Origin of the sequence: Bradyrhizobium sp. 40, assembly GCF_023100925.1 — a bacterium.
Lineage (GTDB): Bacteria > Pseudomonadota > Alphaproteobacteria > Rhizobiales > Xanthobacteraceae > Bradyrhizobium.
The window spans coordinates 3,386,388-3,399,491 of the sequence record NZ_CP064688.1 but is presented as its reverse complement, the minus strand read 5'-3'; the positions used below and the strand labels follow the sequence as shown (position 1 = coordinate 3,399,491).

Below are 13,104 nucleotides of genomic sequence, written 5' to 3'. Positions count from 1 at the left end.
CTTCTAGATCGCGGCTGTGCTGGTCGGCTTCACCGGCGCAAAAGCAACCCCCGACACCAGCCCCCGCATGATGCGCAGCGAGCGCACCCGGCCATCCCAGGAAATGCGCGGCAGCGCGCGCAGATTGGTGCGTCCCTCCGCGTCCACGACACCCGGGATCGTCGTCACCGCGCTGGCAAAGCCGGCCTCCTCCGCCATGATGACATGGCTGCGCCGGAACGAGGCGCGATCGCCGAACGGAAAGGCGAGATGCCGGATGTCGCGATCGAAGGCCGCTTCCGCGACTGCCTTGCCCATCGTCATCTCGCGCAGCGCGGCCGCATCCTTCATGTTGGCGAGAACGGGATAGTTCACGGTCGCACTGCCGATCGTCACCAGCGGGTCGGCCGCAATCCTTGCCAGATCCTCCCAATTCATCGATGCCTCGCGTGAGAGCGCGGCAAGGTCGACCCGGTAGCGCGCGCAGAGGTCTGCGATCGCGGCCGACACATCCGCCGGCGGCAGCGAGCGCAGCCAGGCCTCGACGAACGAAAACAGCGCCTGCTTCTCGGCGTTGCCAGTCACAGTAAAGCGCTGCTCCTTCTCGCCCATCATCAGGCTGACACGGCTCTCGCGCGCGATCACCTGTTCGAGTCCGAGCCACCAGGCCTCACCGACGCCGTCGGGAAACGCCGTGGGCACATAGATCGTGAAGGGCACGGCATGGCGCGCCAGCACCGGATAGGCAAAGTCGATCAGGTCCTTGCCGGCGCCGTCGAAGGTGAGTGCCACGAAGCGCCGCTGTTCCGACAGCGTCACCGCGCGCCGGCAGACCTCGTCCATGCCGAGAAAATCATACTTCCACCGCTTCAGCGCGCGAATGGCGCGATCGAGGAAATGCGGCGTGATCTCGTTTTCGCGCAGCGGCTGAAACCCGCCGCGCCGCCTCGGCCGCACATGCGCAAAACGCAGGATGGCGCCGGCACCACGACTGCGCAGCGCAGCCTGGCCTGTGAACCAAGTCAGCTCAAGGCGCAGCCGTTCCAGCCATCTGTCGTCGGATGCCAATGTCCCACCTCGCGCCCGTCGGCGGCCGTTCCCCCTCTTATAGTCATTACTCTTTGTTGACATTTCTTTGCAAAGGTCGGCCACAGGCCGAATTACGCATATTTTTGATTTCTCGACAGGTTCGCGAATGACCATGGCTGCGGCGATGCAAAGCCGGACGGCAGAATTGCCAGCGCGGTCGAAAGCGGACCGCATCGTGCATGTCGATATCGTGACCGATCTCGGCGCGGCCGAGGCCGCCTGGCGCGCCTTCGAGCAGCCCGGCCAGCTCTTCACGCCCTATCAGCGATTTGATCTGCTCAGTCCCTGGCAGCGTCTGGTCGGCGAGCACGAACGCGCCCGCCCTTTCATCGTCGTGGCCCGCGACGCCGAGCATCAGCCACTGCTGCTGCTGCCGCTCTCGCTGCGCCAAAACCACGGCGTCCGCACGGCCTGCTTCATGGGCGGCAAGCATACGACCTTCAACATGGGCCTGTGGAACGCCGAATTTGCAGCGCAGGTCACCATCGGCGATCTCGACGCGCTGCTTACGCCGCTCGGCGAGCATGCCGACGTTCTCGCACTGACGCAGCAGCCGCTGCACTGGAACGACCAGCAGAACCCGTTCGCGCATTTGCCGCGCCAGAGCGCGATCAACGGCTGCCCGCTGCTCACGATGGAACCGGGCGGTCCGCCGGCATCGCGGATCAGCAACTCCTTCCGCCGCCGCCTCAAGAGCAAGGAGAAGAAGCTCCAGGCGCTCGCCGGCTATCGCTATCATTTGGCGACCACCGATGCGGACATCACCCGCCTGCTCGACTGGTTCTTCCGCGTCAAGCCGGCGCGGATGGCCGAACAGAAGCTTCCCAACGTCTTCGCCGAGCCCGGCGTCGAGCCATTCGTCCGCAGCGCCTGCCTTGCGCCACGCGGTGACGGCCGCGCCATCGACATCCATGCGCTCGAATGCGACGACGAGGTGATCGCGATCTTCGCCGGCGTCGCCGACGGCCAGCGCTTCTCGATGATGTTCAACACCTACACGATGTCCGAGCACGCCCGCTACAGCCCCGGGCTGATCCTGATGCGTTACATCATCGACCGCTGCGCCGAGCGCGGCTACCGCTCGCTCGACCTCGGCATCGGCTCGGACGAGTACAAGCGGATGTTCTGCAAGGACGACCAGGACATCTTCGACAGTTTTGTTCCGCTGACGTCACGCGGAAAGCTCGCGGCCATGGCGATGTCCTCGCTGAGCCACGGCAAGCGGCTGGTGAAGCAGAACCAGATGTTGTTCGACCTGGCGCAGCGGCTACGGCGAGCGTTCGGGTAGCTCTCGCATTGCACGACTGCCCTCCTTCTCCCCTTGTGGGAGAAGGTGGCGCGAAGCGCCGGATGAGGGGCTGTATCAGCAAATCAAAATGCGAGAGGCATGCCCGGAGAGCGACCCCTCACCCGTCTCGCCGCTATCGCGGCGAGCCACCCTCTCCCACAGGGGGAGAGGGTAAGAAACGCCTACGCCGCCACGACGCGTGGCGCGTCCCTCGCATCCGACGGCTGCACGGACCTGCTCAGCATCGTCACTTCGCTGAAGCCGACGGCGCTGAGCTGCTCGCACATCAGCGCGCGCGCATCCGGCGTCATCGACGCCTCGGGCACCACGACGGCGCGGGCATTCGCCGTAAGGAGCTCGGCCGGAAGGTCGGAGGCACTGCCGGCATCGAGCAGCACGTGGTCGTAGGCGCGCAGCAGCGCGTCGATCGCGAGCGTCACGCGCGGCGACTGCAACAGGCTGCGATCGAAGCCGGAGCGGCCGGCCATGACCAGATGCAGCCGCGAGAGCTTGTCGCGGGTGATGATCTGCGCGAACGATGCCTCGCCCTGCATCAGCTCGGCAAGGCCGGGTGCCGAGGCATCGACGGACACGGCGGCCATGGTCGGCGAGGACGCGGCGAGATCGACTACGACGACCCGCGCGTCGCGCGCCAGGTGCCGGGCCAACGTCAGCGCCGACAGCGTGATGGCTTCGCCGCTCGCCGTGCCGAGCACCGTGACTTTCTTCGCCATGGTCCCGGCGGCGCGCAGGCTGTCGGCCAGCTGTTCGATCTCCGCGAATTCGGTGACATCGGCGTCAGCCGTCATCTCCGGCTGAAGCGGCGCGGGTTCTGCCATGACTGGATCGACGAAGGGCTCGACCACCACCGGTTGGACGATCTGTTCCTGGCGAGCCGACGCCCGCGTGAGCGCTGGCGCGAACACCGCTACCGCCCGGGGCGCGGTCTGGCGCAACAATTCTCCGGTGACGACGACGCCGGACGAGAGCAGCAGTGTCGCGATCGTTGCGATCAGCACGATCGGCAGCTTCTTCGGATAGGCCGGCGTGTTCGAGACGACGGCGCGCGAGATGATGCGGCCATCCGTCGGCGCGGTGTCGATGGTCTCGCGGGTGTTGGCTTCACGGTACTTCGCGAGATAGGTTTCGAGCAGGTCGCGCTGGGCCTTGGCCTCACGCTCGAGGGCGCGGAGCTGCACGTCCTGGCCGTTGGTGGCCGTCGCCTGCTTCTTGAGCTGCTCGAGGCTTGCGGACAATTCCTGAACGCGGCCGCTGGCGGCGCGCGCATCGTTTTCGAGCGTGCGGGCGAGCTTGGCGGCCTCGTCGCGGATCTGGGTGTCGAGGTCGGCGAGCTGCGCCTTCAATTCCTTGATGCGCGGATGGTTGCCAAGCAAGGTCGACGATTGCTCGGCCAGCTGCGCCCGCAACGCCACGCGCTGCTGCGAAGGCGTACGCATCGATTCCGAGTTCAGCACTTCGGACGATTCGATCGGCTTGCCGCTCTGGATCATCTCGCGGATCAGGCGCGCCTTGGACTCGGCGTCGGCCTTGAGTGCGCGCGCATTGTTGAGCTGGGTGTTGACCTCGCCCATCTGCTGGTTCGACAGCGTCGTGTTGTTGGTGCCGACGAACAGGCTCGACTTGGAGCGGAAGTCCTCGGCCTTCGCTTCGGCCTCGGAAACATTCCGTCGCAGCTCGTCGATCCTGCCGGCATACCACTGGCTGGCGTTTCGGGCCTGATCCTGGCGCGCATCCTGCTGGAGCACGAGATAGCCGTCGGCGATCGAATTGGCGACGCGCACGGCGAGATCGGGATCGGCAGACTGGAATTCGATCACGATCACGCGTGACTTATCAACGGCGTAGGCCTGGAGGCGCTCGTAATAAGCGTCCAGCACGCGTTCTTCCGGCGTCATCGAGAACGGATCGCGGCCGATGCCGATCAGCGCCGCAAGCGACTTCAGCGGTGAAATGCCTTGCAGCACCGGATCGAACTCGGGCCGTTCCGCAAGCTTGTTCTTCTTGATGATCTCGCGCGCGAGATCGCGCGACAGCACGAGCTGCACCTGGCTGGTGACGGCCTCGGCGTCGAGCGCCTGCCGTTCCTCGGCGCGATCACTGTTGGGGCGCAGAAACACGTTCTCGCGGCCGTCGATCAGGATGCGGGATTCGGACTTGTAGCGCGGCGTGATGAGATTGACGATCGCGACTGATGCGACCAGCGCCAGCACCGTCGGCACGATGATCCAGCCGCGCTTGCGCGCCAATGCCGCACCGAGCGCGTGCAGGTCGATGTCGCCGGATTCGACTGGCGCCGGCCGCGGAGCAACGAACGCAGGCTTCGCTTCAATGCTGGGCTCGAGTTCGGCCCGCTTGGCTGCGACTTTCGAGACAGCCCGCTCGACCACCGCCTTGTCCTTGCCGGCACGCCAGAACGCTAAACGCATCGAACACTCCCGCAGGCGCAACGCCACGAACCTACCTCAACCGAGGCGATTACACTCCATTAAGGTTGCCGCTGGGTTAATCGTGGCGTGCGGCAGCTCGCGCGTGCACGTCCGTCACCGTTTGTTAACCACGAGGGCTCTTAATCCGTCTCGATATTTCGTGAGATTGTTCGAGCATTCGCCGTCGAGCGCTGGTTTTGATCATGCCCCCCTCTCCCGACCAGCCGCTTCGCATCCTGCACGCCGTGCGCGCTCCGGTCGGCGGCATCTTCCGCCACATCCTCGACGTCGCCAACGGCCAGGTCGATCGTGGCCATCATGTCGGCATCCTCGCCGACAGCCTCACCGGCGGTGAGCGCGCCGACAAGGCCCTTGCCGAGCTAGCACCGCGGCTGAAGCTTGGCGTGCACCGGATGGCGATCCGCCGCGAACCCTCGCCCGACGATGTCCTGGTCTGGTTCCGCTTGCGGCGCCTGATCGCCACGCTCAAGCCCGACGTGATGCACGGCCACGGCGCCAAGGCCGGCGCTTTCATCCGCATGCGGCGGCGATCCGACGACACCATCCGCATCTACACCCCGCATGGCGGCTCGTTGCATTATCCCCTCAACACCCTCAAGGGCGAATTTTACGCGCGGCTCGAGCGTGCGCTGATGGACGCGACCGACCTGTTCCTGTTCGAAAGCGCGTTTGCCCGCGACACCTATCAGCGCATCGTCGGCAAGCCGAAGGGCGTGGTGCATTGCGTCTTCAACGGCGTGACGCCGGAGGAATTCGAACCTGTCGTCACGGCCGACGACGCCACCGACCTCGCTTATGTCGGTGAGTTCAGGCACATCAAGGGCGCCGATCTGCTGGTCGACGCGGTGGCGCGCCTGCACGAGGGCGGCAAGAAGGTCACACTGACGCTCGGCGGCGACGGCGAGGAGACCGCGGCGCTGAAAGCGCAAGTCGAGAGGCTTGGCCTCTCCGGTGCCATCCGCTTCATCGGTCACGTCAAGGCACGCTACGGCTTCTCCAAGGGGCGGCTGCTGGTCGTCCCGTCGCGTGGCGATTCCATGCCCTATGTCGTGATCGAGGCCGGCGCCGCCGGCATTCCGATGATCGCGTCCAAGATCGGCGGCATCCCCGAGATTTTCGGCGCGGAGAACCCGGCGCTGTTTGCGCCGAGCAACGCGGAGGCCATGGCGGAAGCGATTGCGGCCGCGCTCGACAATCCGCAGGGAACAGCGCAGCGCGCCTCGTCTCTTCGCGAGCGCATCTCCGCGCATTTCTCCCAGCAGGCGATGGTCGACGGCGTGCTCGCGGGCTATCGCAACGCATTTGCCAATCATTAACCATCCTTAAGACCGCTTTAGAGAATCTTCCGATTTGTCCGATAATCCAAGCGCCAGGGGATGCTCGCCCGGGGCGCAAGGACGCGGCCCCGCGGGTTTTTGGAATGGACGTGGACGCCCGTGGAACCGCTCAACGCACGCTCGATGCTCGATGCCGCGACCAGCGCCGCGGCGAAGCCGGCTGACCGGCCCTTTGTGGAGCGGCGTCAACGGCTCTCGCCCGCCGCGCTCGACGTCGTTAACCAGAAAGTCGCCCGCGCCTATTCACCGATCGTGATCACCGGCTTCGTACGCCTCGCCGATTTCGCGCTGCTGAGCCTCGTCGGCATCGTCCTCTATCTCGGCTATGTCATGCCGCACGCCGGCTCCTTCAGCTGGATCTATCCCGCGCAGGTCATCGCCGTCGCGGTTTCCGCCGTGGTCTGCTTCCAGGCCGCCGACATCTATCAGGTGCAGCTGTTCCGCGGTCAGCTCCGGCAGATGACGCGGATGATCTCGTCCTGGTCGTTCGTCTTCCTGCTGTTCATCGGCATCTCCTTCTTCGCCAAGTTCGGCAGCGAAATATCGCGGTTGTGGCTTGCCGCCTTTTACGTCCTCGGGCTCGCCGCGCTCCTCTGCGAGCGTCTGGTGCTGCGCTCGCTGGTGCGCGCCTGGGGGCGCGAGGGCCGGCTCGACCGCCGCACCATCATCGTCGGCTCCGACCGCAACGGCGAACAATTGGTCGAGACGCTGAAAGCGCAGGAGGATTCCGACATCCACGTGCTCGGCGTGTTCGACGACCGCAACGACAGCCGCGCGCTCGACACCTGTGCCGGCGCGCGCAAGCTCGGCAAGGTCGACGACATCGTCGAGTTCGCCCGCCGCACCCGCGTCGATCTCGTGCTGTTTGCTCTGCCGATCTCCGCCGAGACGCGCATCCTGGAGATGCTGAAGAAGCTTTGGGTGCTGCCGGTGGACATCCGCCTCTCCGCGCACACCAACAAGCTGCGCTTCCGCCCCCGCTCCTATTCCTATATCGGCGAGGTGCCCACGCTGGACGTGTTCGAGGCGCCGATCACCGACTGGGACCTGGTGATGAAATGGCTGTTCGACCGCGTCGTCGGCACCCTCGCGCTGCTCGTGGCCTTGCCGGTGATGGGATTGGTGGCGCTGGCAGTGAAGCTCGACAGCCCCGGCCCCGTGCTATTCCGCCAAAAGCGCTTCGGCTTCAACAACGAGCGCATCGACGTCTACAAGTTCCGCTCGATGTACCATCATCAGGCGGATCCGACGGCCTCGAAGGTCGTGACCAAGAACGACTCGCGCGTCACCCGGGTCGGCCGCTTCATCCGCAAGACCAGCCTCGACGAGCTGCCGCAGCTCTTCAACGTGGTCTTCTCCGGCGATCTCTCTTTGGTCGGCCCGCGTCCGCATGCGGTGCAGGGCAAGCTGCAGAGCCGCCTGTTCGACGAAGCCGTCGACGGCTATTTCGCCCGCCACCGGGTCAAGCCCGGCATCACCGGCTGGGCCCAGATCAACGGCTGGCGCGGCGAGATCGACAACGAAGAGAAGATTCAGAAACGCGTCGAGTTCGACCTCTATTACATTGAGAACTGGTCGGTGCTGTTCGATCTCGTGATTCTGCTGAAGACGCCGATCTCGCTGCTGACCAAGAACGAGAATGCGTATTGAGTTGTGGTCTTCCGTCATGCCCCGCGAAGGCGGGCACCTAGCGGTGTTTGTCGGCGTATGAGTTGCGTAAACGTATGAGCGTGTGATGGCGTATGCGGCAACAGCCGGGGAGATGAATGCAGCGGTTCGCGCTGCGCCCGGCGTGCTGGCTCTTCAGCGCGCGCTGATATGGCTGGTCGGCGCCTCCGGCGCGATCGTCTTCATCGAGCCTAGCCCCTACGAGATCGTGACGCTGCTGGCCACCGTCACCTTCTTCGCTACCGGCCTGCGTCTGCGGCTCGCTTTGATGCCGCTGGTGCTGATGCTCGTCCTGCTCAATATCGGCTACACGATCAGCGCGATCCCGCTGTTCGAGCAGTCCGAGGTGGTCAGCTGGATTGCGACCTCCTGGTACATGGCGGTGACAGTCGTGTTCTTCGCCATGGTCACGTCGGAGGACACCGCGGCCCGGCTCGACATGCTCCGCCGCGGGCTCGTGATCGGCGCGATGGTCGCCTCGCTGCTGGCGGTCGCCGGCTACTTCCACCTGGTTCCCGGCGGCGACGACCTCCTCACGCTGTACGGACGCGCGCGCGGCACCTTCAAGGACCCGAACGTGCTCGGCGCCTTCCTGATCCTGCCGGCACTGTTCTCCCTGCAGAGCGTCGTCTCCGACAAGTTCGGCAAGGCGTTTCGCAACGTCATCGCCTTCGGCATCATGTCGCTGGCGATCCTGCTCGCGTTCTCCCGCGCCGCCTGGGGTGGGCTGGTGCTGACATCCGCCTTCATGCTGGCGCTGATGGTGCTGACCAGCCGCACCAACGCGCAACGCTCGCGTATCATCGTCATGGCGATCCTGGCCGCAGTGCTGGGCCTTGCGCTGATCGCGGTGTTGATGTCGTTCGATTCCACCGCCGAGATGTTCAAGCAGCGCGCGAGCTTCGACCAGAGCTATGACGAAGGCAGGTTCGGCCGGTTCGGCCGGCACATTCTGGGAGCGGAGATGGCGCTCGACCGGCCGTTCGGCATCGGCCCTCTGCAATTCCACCGCTTCTTCCCCGAGGACACCCACAACTCCTATCTCAACGCCTTCATGTCCGGCGGCTGGCTGTCAGGCATCTGCTATCCCGCGCTGGTCTTCACGACCGTCATCATGGGTGTCAGGTACATCTTCGTGCCGGTGCCCTGGCAGCGCGCTTATCTGGCGGTGTTCTCCGCCTTTGTCGGCACCGTCGGCGAAAGCTTCGTAATCGACACCGACCACTGGCGCCACTTCTGGATGATGCTGGGCGCGATGTGGGGCATGATCGCGGCTGCGCAGATCTACAAGGCTAGGGCTGGCGACGAAGCTTCTTCAGCTTGAGATCGGGGCGTTTCTCCGGCGGCGTGTCGAGCAGGCCCTTCAGCGCCGCGGTCGCCGCGAGCACGCCCTTGTAGCCCTCATTGGCGAAGCGCAGCAGCAGGCGCAATTCCTGGTCGGAATAGCCGCCAAAAACCTTCTCCATCGCCTGCTGCATCGGCACGTAGAACTGGCCTAGCCGTTCTATCGCCTCCGGCACGACGGCAATGAAGACCTTGCGACGATCGGCATCGTCGCGCTCACGACGCACCAGGCCCGCCTTTTCGAGCCGGTCGACCACGCCCGTGATGGCGCCGGTCGTGAGCCCCGTGACTTCGGCGAGCCGGCCGGCGGTGACACGGCCTTCGAGATACAGGATGTCCATGCATTCGAGGTCGGAATTGGCAATTCCGGCAACGTTCGCAACGGTCTGGCCATAAAGCACGCCCTGCGCGGACGACCTGCGCATCGCCTCCTCGAGCTCCTGCAGCAGCGCGGCGCGCGCCTTCGTCCTTGACAAGGCAGACCTCGTATCTTAGTGGGTAGATATCTTAGTAACTAAGAGATTTAGCAACCGTAATTCTCATAGCACCACCGAAACGTCGGGAGCAAGCCATGTCCTATCGTCCCCGAAAGGCCCTCATCATCGGCGCCGGCATCGCCGGCCCCGTGACGGCGATCCTGCTGCGCCGCGCCGGCATCGAGTCCGCGATCTACGAGGCCTGGCCCTATTCGAAAGGCATCGGCGGCGGCCTTCAGATCGCACCGAACGGCATGCAGGTCATGGACGAGATCGGCCTTTCGAACGAGCTGATCAGCCGCGGCTCGGTCGCGGAATCGTTCGACTTCTATTCGCAAGGCGGGAAGAGGCTCGGCTCGATTAATCGCGACATGGCGCGGCGTTTCGGCCAGCCCGCGGTCAATGTCTGCCGCGCCACGCTGAATGAAATGCTGATCGACAAGGCCTGGTGCGCGTGCGTTTCACTCTTTTTCGAGAAGCGCCTGATCAAGATCGAGGATCGCGGCGACCAGCCGATCATCGCCTACTTCGCCGACGGCACCACGGCCGAAGGCGATTTCCTGATTGGCGCCGACGGCGTGCACTCGGTGACGCGGCGCCAGGTGGTGCCGGACGGGCCGCAACCGTTCGACACCGGACTGATCGGCTTCGGCGGCTTCGTGCCGCACGCCGTCCTCGACGGCCGGCCGATCGGCCGGCACGTCGAGACCACGTTCGGGCAAAGCGGCTTCTTCGGCTACGGCTATTGCAGTCCCGACCCGAACGACGGCGTGATGTGGTGGAGCACGCAGCCGGCGCACGGCATGGACGCGGCGATGTTTCGCGCGCTCGACCGTGCAACGCTGAAGCAGCACCTGCGCGGCTTCCACCGCGGCTGGCACGATCCGATTCCTGGCATCATCGAGGCAGCCGAGAACATCGTGGTCACCGACACGCTCGACGTCGCCACCCTGCCGACCTGGTCGCGCAAGCGCTCGCTGCTGATCGGCGATGCCGCCCATGCGACCAGCCCCCATGCCGGCCAGGGCGCCTCGCTTGCGCTGGAGGATGCGATGCGCCTCGCCCGGTTGATGCAGCAAGGCCAGGAGCTCGGCGCCACCTTCCAGGCCTTCGAGGCCGAACGGCGCCCGCGCACGGAAAAAATTGTCGCCATGGCCCGCCGCAACGGCAACAGCAAGCGCGAGTTCAGCGCCACCGGCGCGTGGATCCGCAATCAGATGATGAAATGGCTGCTGCCACTGGGCGCGAAGGGCATCGATTTCATGTACGCTTATGATGCGCGGGCGGTGTAACGGCACGAAGGCTGTCATGCCCCGCCTTGTGCGCAGTTGCGCACTGGGGCGGGCATTCAGTACGCCGCGGCCTCTCGAGTCAATCAGTGCCGTCTCTGGAATACTGGATCGTCCGGTCAAGCAGGACGATGACACCGTGATTGTAGCAAGTGACCGCTTCTACTTCTCCACCTCGAACGTCAGCCCCGCGTTCTCGACCAGCCGCTTGGTCAGCTTGTGCTGCATCGCCGCGCCCGGGGTCCAGAAGCCGGCTGCGACGTCGGTCGTGTCGCGCAGCATGCAGATCGCGCATTCGGAGATCATCTTCGAGGTCGAGCCGTAGCCGGGATCGCGGTCGCCGGTGACACCGGCGCGGACCATGCGGCCATCGGGTGCGATCGCGATATAGAGCAGATCGAACAGACCGTTTTCGCGCTCTTCCTTCGACGGCCCCTCGCCCGGCTTCGGTGCGTCGGGGCCGGTCTTGCCCGCATTGGCAGCCATCACGAGCTTGGCGTTGGCCTCGCCCTTTTCGCCGGGACCGGTCAGGACCATCTCGTCATAGACGAAGTCCTGGCCGTAGGGGAATCCCATCAGCATATTGGAGCGGTGAACGTTGCGCGTGTTGATCAGCGCCATCATGAACGGCGCCCCCCAGGATTGCAGGTCCTCCTCGAAGGCGGCCCTGTTGCCTTTCGGCTGCTTCGGGCCGGTGAAGCCGGGCGTCAGCGCAAAATGATCGTTGAGAATGGCGACAAGGCTGAGATCCTTGGCCACCGCATCGAAGGTCGCCTTCGCGCTCGCGGCGGTGCCGCCCGAGAGCGTGCCCCGCATGTCGCGCACACGCCCTTTCACCCGCGGGGCCGGCGCGCCGAAGACACGTTTGGCCTCTTCCTGGACGAAGAACGTACCGAGCTCGAACGGCACGGAATCGTAGCCGCACGAAAATACGATCCGCGCGCCGCTCTCTTTCGCAGCCGCCTCGTACTTGTCGATCATCTGGCGCATCCAGATCGGCTCGCCGCAGAGATCGAAATAATCCGTGCCCGTGGCGACGCAGGCGGCGAGCAGTTCCTCACCATAGAGCTGATACGGGCCGACGGTGGTGATCACCGACATCGTCCGTTCCGCCATCGCCTTCAGCGAGGCCGGGTCCGACGCATCTGCGACAATAAGCTCCGTATTCCCGGGCGCGCCGATCGCATCGCGCACCGATTTCAGCTTGCCGAGGCTGCGGCCTGCCATCGCCCATTTGAGCGAATGGTCGCTCTTGTAACGCTGGGTCAGGTATTCGGCGACGAGCTGGCCGGTAAAACCGGTCGCGCCATAGACGACGATGTCGAATTTCGCAGAGCTCATGGTCGGCCTTTACTTTACTTCTTCGCGTAGCTCACGCCCATGCCGGCACGGACATCGCTTTGAATACCATAGGGCGGGATCGGATAACGCAGGCCGTTCTTCGCCAGCGCCTTCATGCCCACAACCGCCTTGGCGAGATGTTCCGGCTTCAGGGCCATCAGCATCTCCTCGTCCGGTACGCCGCCATAGCGCCGTTCGGCATAGCATGGCAAGGACAGGCTGGGCTCACCGCTCTTGAGCGCCCTGCCCCAGGAATCGGCGCAAGCGGTCTCGCCGACCACGCCCCATTCGAACTTCTTGTAGCCGGTATATTGCAGCCCGTTGATCAGGATGATCATCTGCCCCGGCGTCGCATAGACGAGACAGATGTCCGGCGGATCGAGCCGGCCGCTCGACAGCGGGCTGACTGCGAGCGCCTGATATTGCCCGAACGGAACCACATCCAGCGCTTCCTGGCGCTTGCGTGCGTCCTCGGCCGTGCCGTGCCAGACCCCGACATAGTTTTCGCCGGCGAGCCATTTCTCGTCCTGCGGTGCAAGGCCGATCACCGCGCGGCACTGTGCGCCGACGAGATCGTCGGCGGTGATGCCGACGGTCCAGCCCAGACGCGCCGCCATGCTGACGATCTGGTCGGTGGTGTGGACCGCGTTCGGCCGCCGGATTTTCGGGATTGCCTCCATGTCCGCGGTGCGCGCGAACAGCTTCATGCCGATCACCGTGGTCTTCAGCCGCAGCAGGCTGTTGAGATCGGCGACGAGGCCGGCAAGATCGATGCTGTCTGCACTCTGCTGTTGCATGGCGTCCTCCCGGCCGGGCGTTCGCACA

General features: G+C 64.9%; 10 protein-coding genes. 5 read left to right on the top strand and 5 right to left on the bottom strand.

Annotation, left to right across the window (positions count from 1 at the left end; translation table 11 throughout):
* Positions 1-3: 3 nt before the first annotated feature.
* Complete coding sequence (locus IVB40_RS16540) at positions 4-1,047, bottom strand: polysaccharide deacetylase family protein (RefSeq protein ID WP_247462486.1); 1,044 nt, start codon at positions 1,045-1,047, stop codon at positions 4-6.
* Positions 1,048-1,174: 127 nt separating this feature from the next.
* Here IVB40_RS16540 and IVB40_RS16535 point away from each other — a divergent pair, with 127 nt between their 5' ends.
* The gene (locus IVB40_RS16535) at positions 1,175-2,356 is read left to right on the top strand and encodes a GNAT family N-acetyltransferase (RefSeq protein ID WP_247462488.1); all 1,182 of its coding nucleotides are present in this window, start codon (positions 1,175-1,177) and stop codon (positions 2,354-2,356) included.
* Positions 2,357-2,538: 182 nt separating this feature from the next.
* Here IVB40_RS16535 and IVB40_RS16530 read toward each other — a convergent pair whose 3' ends face one another.
* Complete coding sequence (locus tag IVB40_RS16530; protein WP_247819334.1) at positions 2,539-4,803, bottom strand: exopolysaccharide transport family protein; 2,265 nt, start codon at positions 4,801-4,803, stop codon at positions 2,539-2,541.
* A gap of 203 nt (positions 4,804-5,006) precedes the next feature.
* Here IVB40_RS16530 and IVB40_RS16525 point away from each other — a divergent pair, with 203 nt between their 5' ends.
* The 3 genes from IVB40_RS16525 to IVB40_RS16515 all read left to right on the top strand — a co-directional run bounded on the left by IVB40_RS16525 (position 5,007) and on the right by IVB40_RS16515 (position 9,153).
* Complete coding sequence (locus IVB40_RS16525; RefSeq protein ID WP_247819333.1) at positions 5,007-6,140, top strand: glycosyltransferase family 4 protein; 1,134 nt, start codon at positions 5,007-5,009, stop codon at positions 6,138-6,140.
* Between the two features lie 120 nt (positions 6,141-6,260).
* Positions 6,261-7,811, top strand: coding sequence for an undecaprenyl-phosphate glucose phosphotransferase (locus IVB40_RS16520; RefSeq protein WP_247819332.1), 1,551 nt, complete (start codon positions 6,261-6,263; stop codon positions 7,809-7,811).
* 85 nt (positions 7,812-7,896) lie between these two features.
* Positions 7,897-9,153, top strand: coding sequence for an O-antigen ligase family protein (locus IVB40_RS16515; RefSeq protein ID WP_247819331.1), 1,257 nt, complete (start codon positions 7,897-7,899; stop codon positions 9,151-9,153).
* Here the strand turns inward: IVB40_RS16515 and IVB40_RS16510 are convergent.
* Positions 9,122-9,598 (bottom strand): MarR family transcriptional regulator, encoded by a 477-nt coding sequence (locus IVB40_RS16510; RefSeq protein WP_051462695.1) that lies wholly within the window; start codon positions 9,596-9,598, stop codon positions 9,122-9,124. The genes IVB40_RS16515 and IVB40_RS16510 overlap by 32 nt on opposite strands.
* A gap of 146 nt (positions 9,599-9,744) precedes the next feature.
* Here IVB40_RS16510 and IVB40_RS16505 point away from each other — a divergent pair, with 146 nt between their 5' ends.
* Positions 9,745-10,941 (top strand): FAD-dependent monooxygenase, encoded by a 1,197-nt coding sequence (locus IVB40_RS16505; protein WP_247819330.1) that lies wholly within the window; start codon positions 9,745-9,747, stop codon positions 10,939-10,941.
* A gap of 159 nt (positions 10,942-11,100) precedes the next feature.
* On the opposite strand, the gene IVB40_RS16500 is transcribed toward IVB40_RS16505, so the two are convergent.
* Positions 11,101-12,279: a saccharopine dehydrogenase NADP-binding domain-containing protein gene (locus tag IVB40_RS16500; RefSeq protein ID WP_247819329.1), complete on the bottom strand. Its 1,179-nt coding sequence runs from the start codon at positions 12,277-12,279 to the stop codon at positions 11,101-11,103.
* Positions 12,280-12,293: 14 nt separating this feature from the next.
* The gene (locus IVB40_RS16495; RefSeq protein WP_027567242.1) at positions 12,294-13,076 is read right to left on the bottom strand and encodes a DUF169 domain-containing protein; all 783 of its coding nucleotides are present in this window, start codon (positions 13,074-13,076) and stop codon (positions 12,294-12,296) included.
* Positions 13,077-13,104: the final 28 nt, after the last annotated feature.